21 protein-coding genes are annotated in these 20819 nt (G+C 65.3%); 4 read left to right on the forward strand and 17 right to left on the reverse strand.

Annotated elements, in window-relative coordinates; all coding sequences use genetic code 11:
• Nucleotides 1-6 precede the first annotated feature (6 nt).
• Complete coding sequence (locus ACRQ5Q_RS28335; protein WP_439393219.1) at nt 7-915, reverse strand: LysR substrate-binding domain-containing protein; 909 nt, start codon at nt 913-915, stop codon at nt 7-9.
• A gap of 129 nt (nt 916-1044) precedes the next feature.
• On the opposite strand from ACRQ5Q_RS28335, the gene ACRQ5Q_RS28340 reads away from it, so the two are divergent.
• The 3 genes from ACRQ5Q_RS28340 (at nt 1045) to ACRQ5Q_RS28350 (ending at nt 3420) form a co-directional block, all read left to right on the forward strand.
• Nucleotides 1045-1983, forward strand: a complete 939-nt coding sequence (locus tag ACRQ5Q_RS28340) for a ring-cleaving dioxygenase (protein WP_439374417.1) — start codon at nt 1045-1047, stop codon at nt 1981-1983.
• Nucleotides 1980-2606 carry an alpha/beta hydrolase gene (locus ACRQ5Q_RS28345; protein ID WP_439393221.1) on the forward strand — a complete coding sequence of 209 codons (627 nt, stop codon included), beginning with the start codon at nt 1980-1982 and terminating at the stop codon, nt 2604-2606. The genes ACRQ5Q_RS28340 and ACRQ5Q_RS28345 overlap by 4 nt, the downstream gene beginning before the upstream one ends.
• Before the next feature lie 109 nt (nt 2607-2715).
• On the forward strand, nt 2716-3420 hold the full coding sequence (locus ACRQ5Q_RS28350; RefSeq protein ID WP_439393222.1) for a hypothetical protein: 705 nt from the start codon (nt 2716-2718) through the stop codon (nt 3418-3420).
• Nucleotides 3421-3886: 466 nt separating this feature from the next.
• Here the strand turns inward: ACRQ5Q_RS28350 and ACRQ5Q_RS28355 are convergent, their stop codons facing one another.
• Nucleotides 3887-4117 (reverse strand): hypothetical protein, encoded by a 231-nt coding sequence (locus tag ACRQ5Q_RS28355; protein WP_439374414.1) that lies wholly within the window; start codon nt 4115-4117, stop codon nt 3887-3889.
• Between the two features lie 340 nt (nt 4118-4457).
• Here ACRQ5Q_RS28355 and ACRQ5Q_RS28360 point away from each other — a divergent pair, with 340 nt between their 5' ends.
• Nucleotides 4458-4892 carry a hypothetical protein gene (locus tag ACRQ5Q_RS28360; protein ID WP_439399891.1) on the forward strand — a complete coding sequence of 145 codons (435 nt, stop codon included), beginning with the start codon at nt 4458-4460 and terminating at the stop codon, nt 4890-4892.
• 363 nt (nt 4893-5255) lie between these two features.
• Here the strand turns inward: ACRQ5Q_RS28360 and ACRQ5Q_RS28365 are convergent, their stop codons facing one another.
• From ACRQ5Q_RS28365 to ACRQ5Q_RS28435, 15 genes are all read right to left on the reverse strand, one after another.
• Nucleotides 5256-5486, reverse strand: coding sequence for a hypothetical protein (locus ACRQ5Q_RS28365; RefSeq protein WP_439393224.1), 231 nt, complete (start codon nt 5484-5486; stop codon nt 5256-5258).
• A 35-nt stretch (nt 5487-5521) separates the two neighbouring features.
• A complete protein-coding gene (locus ACRQ5Q_RS28370; RefSeq protein ID WP_439374412.1) occupies nt 5522-5758 on the reverse strand; it encodes a hypothetical protein in 237 nt (78 codons plus the stop codon).
• 398 nt (nt 5759-6156) lie between these two features.
• Complete coding sequence (locus ACRQ5Q_RS28375) at nt 6157-7650, reverse strand: ABC transporter substrate-binding protein (RefSeq protein WP_439374411.1); 1494 nt, start codon at nt 7648-7650, stop codon at nt 6157-6159.
• A gap of 56 nt (nt 7651-7706) precedes the next feature.
• Nucleotides 7707-8711 (reverse strand): ABC transporter ATP-binding protein, encoded by a 1005-nt coding sequence (locus ACRQ5Q_RS28380; RefSeq protein ID WP_439393226.1) that lies wholly within the window; start codon nt 8709-8711, stop codon nt 7707-7709.
• The gene (locus tag ACRQ5Q_RS28385; RefSeq protein ID WP_439374409.1) at nt 8708-9721 is read right to left on the reverse strand and encodes an ABC transporter ATP-binding protein; all 1014 of its coding nucleotides are present in this window, start codon (nt 9719-9721) and stop codon (nt 8708-8710) included. Before ACRQ5Q_RS28385 ends, ACRQ5Q_RS28380 begins: the two co-directional genes overlap by 4 nt.
• Nucleotides 9722-9723: 2 nt before the next feature.
• Entirely contained in the window at nt 9724-10617 is an 894-nt protein-coding gene (locus tag ACRQ5Q_RS28390; RefSeq protein WP_439393228.1) for an ABC transporter permease, read from the reverse strand.
• Entirely contained in the window at nt 10614-11564 is a 951-nt protein-coding gene (locus ACRQ5Q_RS28395; protein ID WP_439393230.1) for an ABC transporter permease, read from the reverse strand. The genes ACRQ5Q_RS28390 and ACRQ5Q_RS28395 overlap by 4 nt, the downstream gene beginning before the upstream one ends.
• A gap of 84 nt (nt 11565-11648) precedes the next feature.
• Nucleotides 11649-13070, reverse strand: coding sequence for an amidase (locus tag ACRQ5Q_RS28400; RefSeq protein WP_439393231.1), 1422 nt, complete (start codon nt 13068-13070; stop codon nt 11649-11651).
• A 109-nt stretch (nt 13071-13179) separates the two neighbouring features.
• Complete coding sequence (locus ACRQ5Q_RS28405; protein WP_439393233.1) at nt 13180-14115, reverse strand: carbohydrate kinase family protein; 936 nt, start codon at nt 14113-14115, stop codon at nt 13180-13182.
• A 5-nt stretch (nt 14116-14120) separates the two neighbouring features.
• Nucleotides 14121-15767 carry an FGGY-family carbohydrate kinase gene (locus ACRQ5Q_RS28410; protein ID WP_439393235.1) on the reverse strand — a complete coding sequence of 549 codons (1647 nt, stop codon included), beginning with the start codon at nt 15765-15767 and terminating at the stop codon, nt 14121-14123.
• A 40-nt stretch (nt 15768-15807) separates the two neighbouring features.
• On the reverse strand, nt 15808-16581 hold the full coding sequence (locus ACRQ5Q_RS28415) for an SDR family NAD(P)-dependent oxidoreductase (protein WP_439374403.1): 774 nt from the start codon (nt 16579-16581) through the stop codon (nt 15808-15810).
• Nucleotides 16582-16622: 41 nt separating this feature from the next.
• Complete coding sequence (locus ACRQ5Q_RS28420) at nt 16623-17630, reverse strand: ABC transporter ATP-binding protein (RefSeq protein ID WP_439374402.1); 1008 nt, start codon at nt 17628-17630, stop codon at nt 16623-16625.
• A gap of 11 nt (nt 17631-17641) precedes the next feature.
• Complete coding sequence (locus tag ACRQ5Q_RS28425) at nt 17642-18472, reverse strand: carbohydrate ABC transporter permease (protein WP_439374401.1); 831 nt, start codon at nt 18470-18472, stop codon at nt 17642-17644.
• A 3-nt stretch (nt 18473-18475) separates the two neighbouring features.
• Nucleotides 18476-19348, reverse strand: a complete 873-nt coding sequence (locus ACRQ5Q_RS28430; protein WP_439393237.1) for a carbohydrate ABC transporter permease — start codon at nt 19346-19348, stop codon at nt 18476-18478.
• 92 nt (nt 19349-19440) lie between these two features.
• Nucleotides 19441-20754, reverse strand: coding sequence for an ABC transporter substrate-binding protein (locus ACRQ5Q_RS28435; protein ID WP_439374399.1), 1314 nt, complete (start codon nt 20752-20754; stop codon nt 19441-19443).
• Between the last annotated feature and the right edge of the window lie 65 nt (nt 20755-20819).

Consider the following 20819-nt stretch of genomic DNA (forward strand, 5'->3'; position numbering starts at 1 on the left):
TTCAAGTCAGCGCGTGGCCACGGCTCCATCCTCCCGACCAAAACGCTCGACCAGAAAATCGATAAACAGGCGCACCTTCACGGACAAATGCCGTGTCGGCGGATACACCGCATAAAGCGCGAGCGGCGGCGCCGAATAATTGTCCAGCACCGTCCGCAGCTCGCCTTTCCTTAAAGCGTCCGCCGCGATGAACTCGGGCAGCAGGGCCAGCCCCCTGCCCTTGATCGCGACGTCGCGCAGCACTTCGGCATTGTTGACGCAGAGCGACCACGCCGGCTGGATCCAGTGATCGCCGTCGCGGCCTGTGAGCTTCCACTGATTGCCCGTGAGCAGGAAGCCGTAGGTCAGCGAAGCATGCTCGCGCAGATCCTGCGGATGTCTTGGCGTGCCGCGACGCGCGAGATAATCCGGTGAGGCGCAGATCATCCGCGGCACGGGCACGATCCTGCGCGCGATCAGGCTGGAGGATTCCAGCTCCGCGATCCGCAACGTCACGTCAAAGCCGTCCTGGACAGGATCGAGCAGATCGTCGCTGAGCACGATCTGGAGCTGAAGCTCGCCATAGCGCGTCATGAAATCGGCAAGCACCGGCCCGAGCCGCATGGTGCCGAACGACATCGGCGCATTGACGCGGAGCAGCCCTCGCGGCGCTGATTGGGCCTGCGTCACCACCTGATCGGCGGCCTCGATCTCCGAGAGGATCACCACCGCACGCTCGAAATAGCGCTGGCCGCTCTCGGTCGGGCTGGCATGGCGGGTGGTCCGGTTCAGGAGCTGGACGCCGAGGCTCTCCTCGAGGTCGGCGATGTATTTGCTGATCGCCGAGCGCGATAGCCGCAGCTGCCGGCCCGCCTCGGCAAAACTGCCGCTTTCGACCACTTTGACGAAGGCCCGGAGGCTGGCGACCTTATCCAAGACCGGGCCCCGGCGATTGTTTCCAAATCGTAGACATAGCCGTCATAATTGCATGGATTGTCTCCAATCCAAAGCGGAACAATATTTCCGGCCAGAGCAAGACCGCTCCCCGAGCTTTGGAGGACGACAATGTCTGGACTGCACCACGTGACCGCGATCGCCGGCGACCCCATCCGCAATTTCGGCTTTTACACCCGGGATCTCGGCCTGCGCTTCGTCAAGAAGACGGTCAACTTCGACGATCCCGGCACGTATCACTTCTATTATGGCGACGAGACCGGCCGCCCCGGCACCATCCTCACCTTCTTCCCCTGGGCCGGCGTTCCCGCCGGACGCCGCGGCGTCGGCGAGACCCATCAGACCGCCTTCCGCGTGCCGCAGCGTTCGCTCGGATACTGGACGCAGCGCTTCACCGAGAAGGGCATCGCGTACCAGGCACTGGAGAAGCGATTTGGCGAATCCGTCCTGCCCTTCACCGATCCTGACGGCATGGCGCTCGCCCTCGTCGGCGTCCCCGGCGCCGAGAACGAGCCCGGCTGGAGCAATGGCGACGTGCCGGCCGAGCACGCGATCCGCGGTTTCCACGGCGTGACGCTGCTGCTCGACAGTGCCGCGAAGACGGCGGCGGTTCTCACCGACGTGTTCGGCTTCAAGGAGACCGGACGCGAAGGTTCTGTGATCCGCTTCAAGGCCTCCGGCGATGTCGAAGGCAGCGTCGTCGACATCTATGAGGCCAAGGGCTTTCTGCGCGGGCACCAGGGCGGCGGCTCGGTGCATCACATCGCCTTCCGCGCGGCTGACGATACCGAGCAGGGCAAGATGGCGCAGAAGCTCGTGAGCAATCACGGACTGCACCCGACCGAGCAGAGGGACCGCAACTACTTCCGGTCGATCTATTTCCGTGAGCCCGGCGGCGTGCTGTTCGAGATCGCGACCGACATCCCTGGCTTCGCCGTGGACGAGCCGGTCGCGACGCTGGGACGTGACCTGAAGCTGCCAAGCTTCCTCGAGCAGCATCGCAAGCAAATCGAGGACGTGCTGCCGAGCCTGGAAGAAAGCGTGTCATGACCGAGACTTCATTCATCCATCGCTTCGAGCCCGCGACCAGCGCGGGCTCACCCCCGCTCCTGCTGCTGCACGGCACAGGCGGTGACGAGAACGACCTGCTCGGACTCGGCAAGATGATCTCGCCCGGCTCCGCCCTGCTCTCGCCGCGGGGCCGCGTGCTCGAGCACGGCATGCCGCGCTTCTTCCGCCGCCTCGCGGAAGGCGTGTTCGACGAGGAGGACGTGCGCCGGCGCGCGCTCGAGCTCGGCGACTTCGTCGCGGACGCGCGGCAACGCTACGGCATCGCCGCGCCTGTCGCGGTCGGCTTCTCCAACGGCGCCAACATCGCAGCCGCGCTGTTGCTGCTGAAGCCGGACGCGCTTGCAGGCGCGGTCCTGCTGCGCGCAATGGTACCGCTGTCGAATCCGCCCAAAGCGCAGCTCGATGTTAAACCTGTCCTCCTCCTGTCCGGGCAGGCTGATCCGATCGTGCCAGCGAGCAACTCGGCGCAGCTCGCCGCGCTGCTGTCGCAAGCCGGCGCCAGCGTGACGCACAAGGTCCTGCCGGCCGGCCATCAATTGTCGCAGGCCGACGTGACGCTCGCTCGCGACTGGATCGGCAGGGTCGCCGCCGAAGCAGCCTGACATTCTGCGAACGGCGCACCGTTGGTCGCGGTGCGCCGGATCGCGATCCCCACGAGCGACCTTCCCTCGCGCCTGCGCAATCGGGCACCACTCTGCCGGTAATTTCCGCTTGCCCACTTCCATGCTGGCGCGTCTCTCCGACGACGACATCCGCGCACGCGTGCCCGCGACCTATCCAAAGCTGCCGCGGAACTCGCCGCAGAATTTCAAGCAGGTGATCGCCCGCCTCGACGAGATCCGCCGCACCGGCGTGTCGGAGGCGGCCGATGAATCCATCGAGGGCGTCGGCTCGCAAGGCTTTGCGCTCAAGAGCGGCGAGACCGGCGAGATGATCGGCATCGCGGTCTCCTATTCCGTCCAGGCGACCACCGCCGCCGAACGCGCCAATGTCCGCCGTGAGCTCGCGGCGATGGCCGCGAAACTGCGACGACTGACCGGCGATCCGCTCGATCAAAACACAGCCCGCATCCAAACGGGGGCGCGTCGCAGGGGCGATCGCCGATCCGCATCTGCCCGAGGCGGCGTAGTTGAACATCAAAATGGAAAAACAACCCCATGCACAGTAGCCGGGGACAGCGAGATCAACGGCTTGCACGGGCAGCCCAAGAGGAGGTTTGACTCGTCGGGCAAAACGGCGGTATATTGCTATTATTCCGAAACCTCTGCCCTTCTTTCTCCCCTTTTGTGGGAGAACGTAACGCGTGATGCATCGGGCACCCGCGCCGGTCCTTACGAGCCGGCTCGCCCTGAGCGAACCCGTTCGTGCCGACCAAAGAGTGGCTCACTTCGGGGGCTCAACGACTGTTTTTGTTGATCCGTCCGGCGCTGCCTGCATCCCCGGTGGGCTTTGACCTTGCGGGCTTTCCGGCTGCGCACCACCTGATCTTGTTTCAAGAGGTCCGGTCCAACCTTGCGGCTGGAGTTGACCTTTTTCTTCCGGCGCCGAGCGCCCGGTTGGCGTGTTCAAGTCTTGCTTCGGCTCGACTTGCGCTGTCGCAAATCCGCACGACAAGGCCCAGCAAATCGTCGTTATCAGAACGGTCCGCACGGCGACCTCCGCTTGGCTGAATGCAATAAACGGGCTGAGCCATCCTTCAGTTCCTTATTGCCACGCGGGCGAACGACCGCAGCAAACGGTGTCCGCGTTCCGCGTCAATCACGTCGTTCCACCTCCGCCAACCCTTCAGATCTACCCCGACGAACGCACGATTCCGGAGGCGCCTGCACCACTGACAGGCGGCATTGGACGAGGCACGGAAGAGGCCGCCAGCTGGGAGGCGTCACCCCTCGTCTTTGCGGACGGGTTCTTTGGCTTTGCGGCCCGGGAAAGTACCGCGAGCCGGCGGCATTCCCGCGATTGCTCGCTCCAACTCCAGGGCGATCGCCCGGTAGCGAGCCAGCAATCTCGTGAATGTGTCGCGCTTGACCTGGTTCTTGGCAGTCTTCTGAAGCCGCTCGCATTCGGCGATTTGCGCGCGGAGCAGCTCTAGCTGGGTCTGCATTTCCTTCATTGCTTACTCCCCGCGAGACCGCAAAGCTGACAAATCAACCCACCCGAATTTAATCTAGATTCGGGTTCGACGGCACCAAGTCGAGGCCGCGAGCCAATTGGGACAATCTCTCTGACAAATCGCCTCCCGGGCGTGGAGGTTGCCGGAGCGACCAGAAGTGGCGTCAATCGCCGCCGGAGGCGCGAGCTCTGTTCGACGCGCCAACCATGAGGCCACGGCGCGCCATTCCAGCTCGGCCACCTCGGGCCGATGTCGGCGCATTTTCGCGTTGGTTGATCTGGATCAAGCCAACCAAAACCTGATTCAGGAGGATCGATCAGGCAACGCGCAGGGGCCCGGGATGAGACGTTGGGCGGGGCTTGTCATCGCAGCACTCGTGATCGCCGGATCGCGGTCGAGCGATGCCGCCGTGCGGATCACGCACGATCGAGGCGGATCGATCGGGAAGTACATAGACAAGTATGAGCGGCTGCGCGCTTCAGGCCAGCGTGTCGTCATCGATGGATTCTGCGCGTCGGCTTGCACGATCGTCCTGGCGACCCTGCCTTCCGAAAGGATCTGCGTCACGTCGCGGGCCGAACTGGCGTTCCACGCCGCATGGGATGTTGGTCCTCGCGGACGGGCTGTCACGAACGCCGGCGCGACGCGTATGATGTATCTCATGTATCCCGCGCCGGTGCGACGCTGGATCGCCCATCGCGGCGGCTTGACGCCACGAACCATATTCCTCCGCGGAAACCCGCTGCAGGCGATGTATCGCTCGTGCCGATCCTGAGCCGCGGGACAACAGCTCGAGGCGCCGGCCCAAGCGTTCGCCTCTTATCGGGAACAATCGGCGGCGAGAAAGCTGAGAGGAGGCGGAACCATGAGCTTCCTCCTGACGGTGAGGCGCCATCGATCCGCTGGCTTACGCGCGTGATGCCCGCGCCAACGGCGACGGCACCAGCGCATGCATTTGACGTTTCGTTGTCTGGTGCTTGATCTAGATCAACCCAGCGCGCAGCGATGATCGAGCACGCAAGCTCCCGACAGGAACCGGAAGCAACTGGCCGGAAAAATTCGCGGACGGCGCGGCGTCGTCAGACCAGGGGTTGTCTTTGCGAATTCACCTCGCGGGATTTGGGCCTGAAACGCTGCTTCATTTGTCCTTGGGGCGCTGCGGCTTCTCCCTTTTCGCCGCCTGCGAGGTTCGGCGTGCCGGGGCCTCGAACACCGCAATACGGCGATCGAGTTGCCATAGCTCGACGTCGTTGACATCAACCAGTTGCGCAGCACGTTCACGTGCTTCCTGCTCGTCGGCACACTGCAATTTCGCCACGCTTATGACGTGATGGTGCTGATCCACAAGGTAAGCCCGGTAGTGAGCCATCCCCACACCTCCCTACGCCCGCCACTATCGGATCATCACCTCAATCCTTCAATCAGCGTTTTCCAGCCGGACGCATCGTTCGCCGTCAGCAGCAAAGCGCCAAGGGCTGCCAGATAGCACGGCAGTTCGCAATCGGGACGCGCGTTCATATTGCCGACAAGCGAGGCGACCGCGTTCTTGAGATCGCCTCGGTCCAGATGATCGAGGGCCCGTTGCTTGCAACGCTCGACGTATTTGTCGCGCGGCATGTCGACTAACAGGGAACGTTCCATTTCACTTCCCCCACCGATGACTGTTGTCGATCGTTGGGGAATTGGAACGAAACGGGCCTTTTCCGTCTGTTCGAAAAGCGACAAACGGATCTTTTTTGCTCGCAGGTGTGGGAATTGGGATACAGGCGCGCGGGGCTATCGCATATGAAAAGTAGAGTTGCGGATAGCTCGTCCACGACACATCCTTCGAGACGCCTGGCGCTGGCGGGCCCTCAGGATCAGGGCGGAGCGCGCGGCAGCAGTCTCAACGGGCACTGACGCTGATTAGCCTCATCCTGAGGAGGCGCGTAAGCGCCGTCTCGAAGGACGAGGCGTGCGCGCAGGCCGCCGCAACGAGTCATACGCGATAGCCTTCCCCCCGATGGGAAAGGACACTGGGCACCGCGCTGTCGCCGCCCCTACTCCCAATACCAGGTCGAGAAATCGTTCTCGAACTGCGGGACTTCCTTCCAGACGCCCTTCAGCTTCTTGTTGGTGACGGTCGGCCATTGCGGCTGAAACAGGTAGGCGGAGACGGCGTCGGTGGCCAGCATGCGCTGGGCGTCGCCGAGCAGCTTGGCGCGGGCGGCCTCGTCCGGCGTCGAGACGATCTGCTTGTAGAGCGTGTTGAACGCCTCGTTGTTGTAGCCGAGATAGTAGTCCGGCTCGGTGATCTTGACGAGGTCGAACGGCTCGACATGGCTGACGATGGTGAGATCGAAATTATGCGGGCTGTTCGGCGCGAACACCTGCGACAGCCATTGCGCCCATTCGACATTCTCGATCTTGGCGACGATGCCGACCTTGGCGAGCTGGGCCGCGACGATCTCGCCGCCCTGCCGCGCATAGGGCGGCGGCGGCAGCTTCAGCGACAGCTCGAGCGGCGTGGTGACGCCGGCTTCAGTGAGCAGCTTCTTGGCTTTTTCAGGATCGTAGGGATTGATGCCGGTAGTGTCGACGTAACCTAGCGATCCCGGCGTGTAGAAGCTGCCGATCGGCGTGCCGTAACCCTCGACCGCGCCGTCGATCAAGGCCTTGCGGTCGATCGCAGCGAGGATGGCGCGGCGAACACGGACGTCATCGAGCGGCTTCTTGCGGTGGTTGATCGCCACGATGGTCTTGGCCTTCGAACCGCCGATCAGCACCGTGAAGCGCGGATCAGACTTGAATTGAGCAACAACGCGGGTCGCGATCCGCGGAAATGCGTCCACGTCATTCGAGAGCAGCGCCGCGGCCTGGGCGGCCGGATCGGAGATGAAACGGATCGTCACCTTCGACAGCTTGATCGCCGCGGCGTTACGGTAGTCCGCCCATTTGTTCAGCGTGATCGAGGAGCCCTTGGCCCAGGCCCCCAGCTGGTAAGGCCCGGTCCCGACCGGCTGCGTGACATTGGTCGCCGCGCTCTTCGGCTCGACGATCGAGCCGCTTGCCTGCCCGAGGAGGAACGGCAGGTTGGGTTCGGAATACTTCACCGTGATCACGACGGTGTCGGCATCGGGCGTCTCGACCTTCTCGAACGCCTGGAACAGGCTCTTGTCCTTGTTGGTGCTGGTCGCCGCCGCGTTGCGCTCGAACGAGAACTTCACCGCCGCGGAATCGAACGGCTCACCATTGTGGAATTTGACGCCCTTGCGCAGCTTGAAGGTGTAGGTCTTCAGGTCGGGCGAGGCGGTCCAGCTCTCCGCCAGCAGCGGCGAGACCGAGCCGTCCTCGCTGATCTTGGTGAGCGTCTCGTAGATGTTGTAGAGCGTGACCTCGGCGATTGCGGCCGCCGCCGCGTTGGTCGGATCGAGCCCCGGCGGCTCCAGCGTCATTGCCATGACGACGCTGTCCTTCTTGCTCTGCGCCAGCACCGGCAGCGGCGCCGCGGCGAACGCGGCGGCAAATGCGACGATGGATAGTTTCCTGAACATCTCGTAACTCCCCGGCCTGCTGTTTTCGTAAGCCTACGCCAATCCTGCTCCGGACATTAGCCTTCCATGGCGGCTGGCGGCAACGCCATCACGGCCTGCGCCTTGTGGCAGGCGGCAAGGTGGCCCTCGCCCAACTTGCGTAGCTCAGGCAGGGCCTCGCGGCAATGCTGGTCGGCGAGTGCACAGCGCGCGACATAAGGACACCCGCTGGCAGCCGCCGATTGCGAAGCGATCGCCTGGGCGCCGCGCCGGCGCCGACCGCCCCCGGCGCGCGCCCGCGGCACGGCGTCCAGCAGCGCCCGCGTATAGGGATGGGCACATTGCTCGAACAGATCTTCGGGGCGCCCCTGCTCGACGATGCGGCCGAGATACATCACCGCGACCTCGTCGCAGAGATAGTCGACGACGGCGAGGTCGTGGCTGATCAGGATGTAGCTGAGGCCGAACTGCTCCTGGAGGTCCTGCATCAGATTGAGCACCTGGGCCTGCACGGAGACGTCGAGGGCGGAGACCGGCTCGTCGGCGACGATCAGCTTCGGCTGGGTGATCAGCGCCCGCGCGATGGCGATACGCTGGCGCTGGCCGCCGGAGAACTCGTGCGGATATTTGTCCATGTCGGCTTCGCGCAAGCCGACTTGCTTCAGCACCGCGGCGACGCGGTCGCGAAAGGTGGTGCGGTCGGCGCCCTCAAGCACGGTCAGCGGCTCGGCCACGATGCGCGAGATGGTCTGGCGCGGATCGAGCGAGCCGTACGGGTCCTGGAACACCATCTGGAAATCGCGCCGGGCGCGGCGCAGCTCGTCGGGCGGGATACGGTTGAGATCGCGGCCGAGCAGGACGACCTGCCCTGCCGTCGGCCGCTCCAGCGCCATCACCACCCGCGCAAAGGTGGATTTGCCCGAGCCGGATTCGCCGACGATGCCGAGGCTCCTGCCGGCCTGCACCTGCACGCTGACGCCGTTGAGCGCACGCACCTGTCCGGGCTGACGAAACAGGCTCTCGCGCGGCAGCGTGTAGCGCTGCTCGAGATCCCTGACATCGAGAAGAGGCGCGGTGCTCATGCGGACAGCGCTCCGACATTCGCAGCCATGGAGACGTCCGTGCGGATGCAGCGCACCCCGTGCCCGGGACCGACCTCCACCATCGGCGGCAGCGCGGCGCGGCACGCATCGATCACCAGCGGACACCGCTCGGAGAAGGTGCAGCCGGCCGGAAGGTCCGCTAGCTCTGGCACCGTGCCCGAGATCGTCTTCAGCCGCGTCCCCTTGCGCGCGCCGAGCTTCGGCCGGGCGCGGAACAGGCCTTGCGTGTAGGGATGGCCCATGCGGCGGAACACCTCGTCGGTCGGGCCGCTCTCGACCACGGTGCCGCCATACATCACCATCATGCGCTGCACGTTCTCGGCGATGACGCCGAGATCGTGCGAGATCAGGATCATCGACATGCCGCGCTCCTCGACGAGATCGGCGATGAGGTCGAGGATCTGGCCCTGGATGGTGACGTCGAGCGCGGTGGTCGGCTCGTCCGCGATCAATAGGTCGGGCTCGCAGGCGAGCGCCATGGCGATGGTGATGCGCTGGCGCTGGCCGCCGGAGAACTGGTGCGGATAGGCATCGACGCGCCGCGCCGGGTCGGGCAGCCCGACGCGGTCGAGCAAGGCGATCACTTCTTTACGCGCCTGCGCCGCCGAATATTTCCTGTGACGCCGCAGCGGCTCGGCGACCTGGTTGCCGATCGTGTGCATCGGGTTGAGCGCGGTCATCGGCTCCTGGAAGATCATGCTGATGCGGTTGCCGCGCAGGCGGCAGTAATCCGCATCCGGTAAGCCGGCGAGCTCGTTGCCGTCGAGCTTGATGCTGCCGGTGACGCGTGCGCTGTCGGGCAACAGGCCCATCAGGGACATCGCGGTGACCGACTTGCCGCAGCCGGACTCGCCGACGAGCCCGAGCGTCTCGCCGCGCTTGAGAGAGAAGCTGACGCCGCGCACGGCCTGCGCGGGGCCGCGGCTGGTATTGAGGCGGACGCCGAGATTGTCGACCTCGATCAGCGGCATGGCGGAGCGCTCGGCCATCGTCATCGCTCCCGCGCCAGGCGGGGATCCAGCAGGTCGCGCAGTCCGTCGCCGAGGAGATTGAGGCCGAGCACGGCGATCGCGATCGCCGCGCCCGGATAGACCGCGAGCATCGGCGACTGGAACAGCAGCGTCTGCGCATCGTTCAGCATCCGCCCCCAGGACGGCTGCGGCGGCTGGGTGCCGAGACCGAGATAGGACAGCGCGGCCTCCGCGAGAATGGCGAGCGCGAACTGGATGGTCACCTGCACGATCAGGATCGACAGGATATTCGGCAGCACGTGCTCGATGGTGATGCGGAATTTGCCCTTCCCCGAAGCGCGCGCGGCCAGCACGAATTCGCGGGCCCAGATCGCGTTGGCCGAGCCGCGCGTCAGCCGGGTCAAGGTCGGGATCTGGAAAATGCCGATGGCGACGATCGAGGTCACCATGCCGGGGCCGACGACCGCGGCCAGCATGATCGCCGAGAGCACGGCCGGAAAGGCGAAGGTGAAGTCGGAGAAGCGCATGATGATCTCTTCGGTCCAGCCGCGCTTGGCCGAGGCGATCAGGCCGAGGCAGACGCCGAAGGTGAGACCGATGCTGACCGCGATGATGCCGACTGCTATCGTGGAGCGCGCCCCGGCGAGCAGCAGCGAGACGATGTCGCGCCCGAAGGAATCGGTGCCGAGCCAGTGCGCGGCCGAGGGCGGCCGGAGCTTCGAGGCGATGTCGATCTCGTAGGGCGACCACGGCGTCCACACCAGCGACAGCAGCGCCGAGACGAGAACGAGCAGGCTCAGCGTGCCGCCGAGGACAAAACTGCGATGGCGCAGCGCGCGGCCCCAGAAGGTCCTGGCCGGCAGACGTCGCCTCGCGACGGGTGCGTCAATGGAAGTGGTCACGGGCGCGCTCACAGGTCGTGCACCTTGATGCGGGGATCGATCAGGGCGTAGAGCACGTCGACCACGAAATTGACGATGACGACCATGGTCGCGAGCAGCATCACGCAATTGCGCACCACGATCAGGTCGCGGTTGGCGATCGACTGGAAGATCAGCCGGCCGAGGCCCGGCAAATAGAACACGTTCTCGATCACGATGGTGCCGGCGAGCAGATTGGCGAATTGCAGCCCCATCACCGTCATCACGGGGATCATGGCGTTGCGCAGCACGTGGCTCCACAGCACCTCGCGCCTGCCGAGCCCTTTCGCGCGGGCGGTGCGGACGAAGTCTTCGCGCAGCACTTCGAGCACGGCCGACCGCGTGACGCGGGCGAGGATCGCAGCCTGGACCACCGCCAGAGAGACTGCCGGGAGGAGCAGCGACTTGACGCCTGGCCAGACGCCGTCCTCCCAGCCGGCGAAGCCGCCCGCCGAAAGCCATTGCAGCCGCACCGCGAACAAGAGCACCAGCAGGATCGCGAACCAGAAATTCGGCAGCGCGATGCCCACCTGCGTCAGCGCCATCACGCCGACGTCGCCGAGCTTGTTGTGGTTGGCGGCGGTGTAGACGCCGGCCGAGAGCGCCAGCGTCACCGTGATCGCCATCGACATGATCGCGAGCGGAATGGTCAGCACCAGCCGCTCCGCGATCAGGCCGGCGACCGGCGTGCCATAGACGTAGGAATTGCCGAGATCGGCAATGAGGAGGCCCTTGATCCATTGCAGGTAGCGAACGGGCAGCGGCTGGTCGAGCCCGAGCTTGACGGCGAGCGCGCGCACCGCGTCCGGCGAGGCGTCGGCGCCCATCAGCATCTGCGCGGCATTGCCGGGCAGCGCGTCCAGCACCAGGAAAATGATCAGCGATGCGCCGACCAGCGTCGCCAGCAGGGTCAACAGACGTCGAAGGACAAAGACGCTCATGTGCGCTCGGTTTCAGGGCTCATCCGCGGCACGATCAACATGTCCGGACGACCGATGCAAGGGCTTTGCTGGGTACGCACGACCTCATTCCGGCCAGCGGGAGAGCAGGTCACCGGAGGCCTCGAACAGCGCGCCAACGCGCAACAGGTCGGCGTCATGCCGGAAGCGGCCGACCAGCTGAAGCCCGATCGGCAGGCCGTCGCGGGCAAAGCCTGCGGGCAGGCTGACGGCGGGATGGCCCGTCATGTTGAACGGCATGGTCCAGGGGAACCAGTTCGGGCGGACGCTGTCGTAATGCGCCCCGTCGATCTCGATGCTGCCGAACAGGTCCTGCTTGATCGGCAACGCGGTGCGCGTGAGCGTCGGCATCGCCAGAAAGTGTCCATCCGCAAGCAAGGATTGCACCCGGCGGAACAGCGCGGTGCGCGCGAACATCGCCTCCTGATAGTCGACGCCGCTGACCTCGGTGGCGAGCGCGAGCTGCTTGAGGAACGCCTCGCTCAGCTCGTCGCCGTGCTCGGCCGCGAGCTTTGCAAAGCGCGTGCGCCAGACGGTGTGGTTGATGGCGCGCCAGATCGGCTCGATGTCAAAGCCTTCGCCGGAGAATTCCTCGAGCTCGGCCCCTAGCCCGGCCAGCCGGTCGAGACTCGCCCTGAAATTGGCGGCGACCTCGGCGGAGACCGGCCGGCCCGGCGGCGTGAGACAGTACAAGATCCTCTGGCCGCGCAAATCGCCGCGCGGGACGGCGGTGCCGACGAAGTCAGGCACGGGCAAGCCGATCGACCAGGGATCGCAAGAATCCTCGCCCGCCATCGCCTGCATCATCAGCGCGGTGTCGGCGACGGTGCGGGTGGTCGGCGTGACATAGGTCTGGTTGCCGAACACATCCAGCGCCTGGCTGTGCGGGATCACGCCGTTGCTCTGCTTCAGGCCGACCACGCCGTTGCAGGCGGCGGGAATGCGCGTCGAGCCGCCGCCGTCGGTCGCGATCGCCAGCGGCCCGATGCCGCTCGCCACCGCCACCGCGGCGCCGCCGCTGGAGCCGCCGGAGGAGCGGAAGGCGTCCCATGCATTGCGGGTGCGGCCGAACAGCGGCGAATCCGTCAGGCACTTGCTGCCGAATTCCGGCGTCGTGGTCTTGCCGATCAGGATTGCGCCCTCAGCTCGCAGCCGCGCCACCGCGACGGCATCCTCGGTCGGCACGTTGTCCCTGTAGGGAATGGCGCCGAAGGTGGTCTTGACGCCGCGGGTGTTGACGATGTCCTTGACGGTGACGGGGATGCCGTGGAGCAGGCCGAGCTGTTTGCCCGCCATCACCTTGCGCTCGGCCGCGCGCGCGGCCGCCAGCGCCTCGTCGCCACAGATCGTGATGAAGCAGTTCAGCTCGCCCTGTAACGCCTCGGCGCGGGCGAGCACGGCGCTGACGATCTCGACAGGGGAAATTTGCTTTGTCGCGACGAGATCGCGCAGCTCGGTTGCGGATAGGAAACAGAGGTCGTTGCTCATACGGAAGGCTCGCACCAGGATGCGCGGACCTTGCCAGCGCGCACCTCACCTGTCCATTGGGCCGGTGCATGGCCATGGTCCGTCAGGACATCGCGAGACCTGACCCGAACTACCAGCTCCAGGTGATCTCGTGGCTCCACGGCGGATCGGCGCCCGGGCGGGTGCAGGTCAGGCCGGCACAATTGGCGGCAAAGGACAGCGCGCGGCGGAGCTCCTCAGTGCTGATGTCCCTGAGCCGCTCGCGGGCGAGGCGGCCCTGCTTGTGCAGGGCGAACAGCAGGGCGGCCTGAAAGCTGTCGCCCGCGCCGATGGTGTCGGCGACCTCGACCTTTGGTGCTTGCACTTCGATCTGCCCCGCGGCTGCGTGCCAGGCGATCGCACCGTTGTTGCCGCGGGTGATGACGACGAGGCGCGTGCCCTGCCCGAGCAATGCGCTCGCGCGCGGCTGATGGGGCTCGTCGCCGAAGAGGTAGGCGAAATCGACGTCCGACATCTTGATGAGATCGGCTTGGTTCGCAAACTCGGCCATGCGCGCGAGATAGGCCGGCTTGTCCTTGACGAGGTTGGGGCGGCAGTTCGGATCGAAGGAGATTGTGGAGGATGCGCGCGCGTCCGCGACTAGCGCCTTGGTTTCGGCCGCGCCCTGGTCATTGACGAGCGTGGTCGAGCCGACATGGACGGCCTCGACCGTATCGAAGGCAATGGATCCGCGCCGGTACGTCCAGTTCCGCGTCGCGGTCTCGGCGTCATAGAAGGCATAATGCGACTCGCCCGCGACGATGCGGACGAAAGCGAGCGTGGTCTGGTGATCGCTGCGGGTGGCGAGATCGAGCGCGACATGCGAGGCCGTTGCGTGGTCCGCGATCATCCGCCCGAACAGGTCGGTCGAGATGCCGCCGACGAAGCCGGTCGGCGCGCCCAGACGCGCCATGCCGATCGCAACGTTGAGGCAGGAGCCGCCGACCGCGGGCATCACCGCCTCGCGTCCTTCCGTGTTTCCGGTCGGCACGAAATCGATCAGCGCATCGCCGCAGGATAACAACATCTCTTTCAACCTCTGGCGACGTCGGCCATCGCGGCACGGCTGCCGCGATCGACCTCGCGCAGCAGCTTGTAGACCTCGCGCTTGCGCGTGTGAAATGCGGCCATGTCGGACGCGGTCGGCTCGCTCTTGCGTCCCAGCGCCGACATCTTGGCCATGGTCTCGCCGATCGAGGAATAGGCGCCGCCGGCCACGGCACCGAGCATCGCGGCGCCCAGCAGCACCGGCTCCTTTGTTTGCGGCAGTGCGACGGTGAGGCCGGTGGTGTCGGCCATGATCTGCCGCACCAGCGGGCTGCGGCTGGCGCCGCCGCCCATGATCATTAGGCTGGAACGGACGCCACGCGCGGCAAAGGCCTCGATCACCTCGGCGAGACCATAGGCGAGACCGCAGAGGCCCGCGACGAACAGCCGCTCCATCGAGGCGATGTCGGTGTCGAGATCGAGACCGGCGATCACCGCGCGCGTATCGGGGTCGGCATAGGGTGAGCGGTTGCCGATGAATTCGGGCAGCACATGGACGTCACGCGCAAGCCGCGCGGCGCGGCTGGCATCGCCGGCGCGCGCGATCACGCGGCGCTCGAGCAACTCGATGAGGTCGAGACCCTCGCTGCGCGCTGCCGCGTTCGCATCACCGTGGCCGGGGTGCGACTTGAGCAGGTGGTCGATCGCCGCGCCCGCGGCCGACTGGCCGCCTTCATTGAGCCAGAACTCCGGCACCATGCCGGAATAATAAGGCCCCCACACGCCCGGCACGAAGCACGGCTCCTTGGTCGTCGCCATGATGCAGGCCGACGTTCCCATGATGTAGGCGAGACGGTCGCTGACATCGCTCTCACCGCCCGAGCCGTCGCGGCCGCCGATGGCCCCGATGCCGCCGGCATGGGCGTCGATCAGGGAGGCGCCGACCGGGGTGCCCGGCGTAAGGCCGAGCTCGGCTGCGGCTGCGGGCGTCAGACCTGCGCCGAGGCGCGTGCCGGGCGCAACGATCTTCGTGCCGATGCGGGCGTATTTTTCGTTGACGAAGTCGGACAGGCCGATGCGCTCGAAGAACGGCGCGCTCCAGCCGCCGCCCTCATGCGCGAGATAGTTCCACTTGCAGGTGACGGTGCAGGTCGAGCGCTGCAGCGAACCGGTCGCGCGCCAGGTCAGATAGTCGGCCAGATCGAAGAAGTGACCTGCGGCGTCAAAGCTTGCACGCAGATGCCGCTTCAGCCAGAGCAGCTTCGGCATCTCCATCTCCGGCGAGATCGAGCCGCCGACATAGCGCAGCACGGGATCCCCGGTCTCGTTGATCAGCCGCGCCTCGCACGTGGCGCGATGGTCCATCCAGACGATGACGTTGCGCTGCGCCTCGCCGGAGGCGCTGACGGTGAGCGGCTGGCCCTGTGAATCAAGCACCACAAGGGAACAGGTGGCGTCAAAACCGACGCCGCCGACGCCGCCGGGCGCAATCGCGGCTTCCGCCATCGCCGCCCGCACCGATTTGACGCAGGCCTGCCAGATGTCCTCCGAGGACTGCTCGACGATGTCGCCGGCCTCGTGCCAGATCCTGATCGGATGCCGGGCGGTCGCGAGCAAGGTGCCGGCCTCGTCAAACACCCCTGCCCGCGTGCTCGTGGTCCCCACGTCGACGCCGATATACGCTCGCGGCATTGTCGCTCCCGGTCGCTTTCCGTCAGTTTTGACGACAAGCCTACCAGCAAGTGTAGCCGCCATCCACCAGCACGATGCTGCCGGTCATCAGGCTCGCGGCCTCGGAGGAGAGGAACAGCACGACGGAGGCGATCTCCTCGACCTGCCCCATCCGCGCCATCGGGGTTCCGCCGATCCAGGCGTCGTACATCTTCGGATTGCTCTTCACGAAGGCGTTGAGCGGCGTCTCGATATAGGTCGGAGCCACCGCATTGACGCGGATGCCGCGCGCGCCCCATTCGGCAGCCAGCGACTTGGTCAAATGGTGCACGGCGGCCTTGGAGGCGTTGTAGAAGCACTGCTCCTGCGGCTTGTTGACGATGAAGCCCGACATCGAGCCGACATTGACGATGGCGCCGCTCTTGGCGTTCAGCATGTGCTTGCCGAACTCGCGACAGCACCAGAAGGTGCCGTTGAGATTGACGTCGATGACGTTGAGCCAGTGCTCGTCGGTGACGGTCTCGGCCGGCGTCTCGCTGCGGGCAATGCCGGCATTGTTGACGAGGATGTCGACCTTGCCGTGGCGGGCGACCAGGGCATTCGCGACCTCCGCCACGCGTTTGGTATCGGTGACATCCATGATCGCGGTCTCGACGTCAAAACCCTTTGCCTTCAGGCTGGCTTCGGCGCTGTCGGCGACCTTGCTGTCGCGGTCGCCGATGATGACCCGGGCGCCGGCTTCGGCCAGCGCCTCCGCGCAGCCAAGGCCGATGCCCTGCCCGCCCCCGGTGATGAACGCGGTCTTGCCGTTCAATCTGAATTTTTCCAGGTACATGGTGGTCTTTCCGTTTCTTGCCGTTGTCTTGCCGTTTCTTGTTAGCCTCGAAGGGCGTTGCCGCCCTCATCGAAGCGGTGAATGCGCTGGGGGTCCGGCACCAGCGAAACACGGTCGCCGGCGTGAAGGCTCAATTCGCCGATGTAGCGCGCGGTCAGCATGCCGAGCGGACCCGCATCGACATACAGGAAGGTGTCGCTGCCGAGATGCTCGGCGACCGAAATCGTGCCCTGCCAGCCGCCGGCGCCGTCGCGCTCGATCTTCAGATGCTCGGGACGCACGCCGATCGTAGCGGCTCCGTGTCGCAAGGCGGACTCACCGGTGACGAAATTCATCTTGGGCGAGCCGATGAAGCCGGCAACGAACAGATTGGCGGGCCGCTCATAGAGCTCCAGCGGCGAGCCGTATTGCTCGATCTTGCCGCCATTGAGCACGACGATCTTGTCGGCCATGGTCATGGCCTCGACCTGATCGTGGGTGACGTAGATCGCGGTGGTGCCGAGCTGCTTCTGCAGCCGCGTCACCTCGATGCGCATCTGCACGCGCAGGGCGGCGTCGAGGTTGGACAGCGGCTCGTCGAACAGGAACGCCTTGGGCTCGCGGACGATGGCGCGGCCGATCGCGACGCGCTGGCGCTGGCCGCCGGAGAGCTCGCGCGGCTTGCGATCGAGATAGGGCGTGAGGTTCAGCGTCGCGGCGGCGGCCTCGACCTTGCGGTTGATCTCATCCTTCGGCAGGCCGGCCATCTTCAGGCCGAAGCCGATATTGCCGCGCACGCTCATATGCGGATAGAGCGCGTAGGACTGGAACACCATGGACAGCCCACGCTTGGCCGGGGGCGTATCGACGACGTTCTTGCCGTCGATCAGGATCTTGCCGCCGCTGACGTCCTCCAGCCCCGCGATCAGGCGCAATAGCGTGGTCTTGCCACAGCCGGAGGGACCGACGAACACCACGAAGGAGCCGTCGGCGATGTCGAGGTCGGCGCCCTTGATGATGTGCACGGGGCCGAAGGATTTCTGCACGCCCTGAAGTGTGATCTGACCCATGGCAGCCCCTCTCATTTCACCGCGCCAAAGGTGAGCCCGCGCACGAGCTGCTTCTGGCTGAACCAACCGAGGACGAGAATGGGCGCGATCGCCAGCGTGGACGCCGCCGACAGTTTGGCCCAGAACAGCCCTTCCGGGCTCGAATAGGACGCGATGAACGTGGTCAGCGGCGCGGCGTTCGAGGTGGTCAGGTTCAGCGTCCAGAACGCCTCGTTCCAGGCGAGGATCAAATTGAGCAGCAGAGTCGAGGCGAGCCCCGGGATCGCCATCGGCGTCAGCACATAGACGAGCTCGCGGCCGATGGTGGCGCCGTCCATGCGCGCGGCCTCCAGGATGTCGCGCGGGATCTCCTTGAAATAGGTGAAGAGCATCCAGATCACGATCGGCAAGTTCCCGAGGCACAGGATGAAGACGAGGCCCACGCGGGAATCGAGCAAGCCGAACGTCTTGTAGATCAGGTAGATCGGCACCAGGACGCCGACCGGTGGCATCATCTTGGTCGAGAGCATCCAGAGCAGGATGTCCTTGGTGCGCTTGGTCGGCGAGAACGCCATCGACCAGGCCGCCGGGATCGCAATCAGCAGCGCGATCAGCGTCGAGCCGCCGGCGATGATGATCGAGTTCATTGCGTGGTGGAAATAGTCGCTGCGCTCCTGCACCGTGGCATAGTTCTCGGTGGTCCATTGGAAGAACAGGAAGGACGGCGGGATGGCAAATGCTTCCAGCTCGGTCTTGAAGCTCGCCAGCACCATCCAAAGGATCGGGAAGAAGATCAGGAAGCCGAACAACCACGCCCCGATCGTCGAGATCACGACCCGCTGTCTCGTCGCCATCCGCGCCATGCTTCAAGCCTCCAGGTTGCGGCCAACGATGCGGACGAGGAAGAAGGCGACGATGTTGGCAATCACCACCGCGACGAGACCGCCCGCGGAGGCACTGCCGACGTCGAACTGGATCAGCGCCTGCGCATAGATCAGGAAGGCGATGTTGGTGGTCTGCAGGCCCGGCCCGCCGCCGGTGGTGACGAAGATCTCGGCGAACACGGTGAGCAGGAAGATGGTCTCGATCAGGATCACCACGGTGATCGGGCGCGCCAGATGCGGCAGCGTGATGTATATGAAGGTCGAGATCGCGCTGGCGCCGTCCATCTCGGCGGCCTCCTTCTGCTCCTCGTCGAGCGATTGCAGGGCGGTCAGCAGGATCAGCGTCGCGAACGGCAGCCACTGCCAGGCGACGATCAGGATCACCGAAAGCAGCGGCACATCGTTGAACCAGTCCACCGGCGTCAGCCCGACCAGCTTGGCGAGCCAGGCGAACAGGCCGGACACCGGGTGCATCAAGAGGTTCTTCCAGACCAGCGCGCTCACCGTCGGCATGACGAAGAACGGGGCGATCACCATCAGTCGCACGACATTGCGACCGATCACGGGCTGGTCGAGCAGCAGCGCCAGGGGAATGCCGAGCAGGATGGTCAGCGCCAGCACCGAGCCGACCAGCACCAGCGTGTTCTGGAGCGAGGCGAGAAAGGCGGGATCGGTGAGGAAGTAGCGGAAGTTTTCCAGCCCGATGAATTCTTCCGAGCCGGGATCGAGCAGGCTGTAATGCAGCGTCGAAAAGTAGATCGTCAGCGCCAGCGGGACGATCATCCAGATGAACAGCAGCCCGACGGCCGGGGTCAGGAGCGACCGTGCAAGGAATTGCGTCTGCCGGGTTGCCACTGGCTTCTCCTCTGCCGGGAAGAAGAAGGCGGCCATCCATCCGGGAATGGGTGGATGGCCGCAAGTTTGAGCTCAGGAGGGAGAGCTCGGGTTCACTTGATGTAGCCGGCGCGCTTCATCTCGCGCTCGGTTGTGGATTGGGCGGCCGAGAGCGCCGCCTCGACGCTGGTCGATCCCGCCAGCGCCGCCGAGAATTGCTGGCCCACCTGGGTGCCGATGCCCTGGAATTCGGGGATTGCGGCGTATTGCACACCGACGTAAGGCACCGGCTTCACCGTCGGCTTGTTGGGATCGGCGGCGTCGATCGACGCCAGCGTCAGCTTGGCGAACGGCGCGACCTTCAGGTACTCATCGTTCTGGTAGAGCGAGGTGCGCGTGCCCGGCGGCACGTTGGCCCAGCCTTCCTTCGACGCCACCAGCTTGGTGTAGTCCTTGCTCGTCGCCCAGGCGATGAATTTCTCGGCCGCTTCCGTCTTCTTGGAACCGGCCGGGATTGCGAGATTCCAGGCCCACAGCCAGTTTGCGTTCTTGCCGAGGCCGGTGTTGGGCGCGAGCGCGAAGCCGACCTTGTCGGCGACCTTGGAGTCCTTCGGGTTGGTGACGAAGGACGCCGCGACCGTGGCGTCGATCCACATCGCGCATTTGCCGGCGTTGAACAGCGCCAGGTTCTCGTTGAAGCCGTTGGAGCTCGCCCCGGGCGGGCCGGCTTCCTTCATCAGGTTCACATAGGTGGTGAGCGTCGTCTTCCATTCCGGCGTGTTGAACTGCGGCTCCCACTTCTCGTCGAACCAGCGCGCGCCGTAGGAATTGGCCATCGCCGAGAGAAAGGCCATGTTCTCGCCCCAGCCGGCCTTGCCGCGCAGGCAAATGCCGTAAGTGCCGGCGTTCTTGTCGGTCAGCTTCTTGGCGGCGTCGATCACGAAGTCCCAGGTGGGCTTCTCCGGCATCTTCAGGCCGGCTTTCTCGAACAGGTCGGTGCGATACATCACCATCGAGCTCTCACCGTAGAACGGCGCGGCGTAGAGCTTTCCGTCGACGGAGACGGCGTCCTTGATCTTCGGCAAGAGGTCGGCGACGTCGTAGTCGGCGCCGAGATTGGCAAGCGGCACCAGCCAGCCCTTCTTGGCCCAGATCGGCACCTCATAGGTGCCGATAGTGAGGACGTCGAACTGGCCGCCCTTGGTGGCGATGTCGGTGGTGACGCGCTGGCGCAGCACATTCTCCTCCAGCGTCACCCATTTCACGGCGATGTCAGGATATTTCTTGGTGAATTCACCCGTCAGCCCCTGCATGCGGATCATGTCGCCATTGTTGACGGTGGCGATCGTCAGGGTCGTTTCGGCCATCGCGGGGACGGCCAGCAGCAGAACGGACGCGCCGCAAACGGCGCCCAGGACATGTTTCACGGTGACCTCCCTTGATTCGCGCTTTTGAGCATATGCCCACGCGTTGGGCGTATGTTCACCGTAGG

The organism is Bradyrhizobium sp. PMVTL-01 (assembly GCF_051861855.1).
In the GTDB taxonomy this organism is placed as follows: Bacteria; Pseudomonadota; Alphaproteobacteria; order Rhizobiales; family Xanthobacteraceae; genus Bradyrhizobium.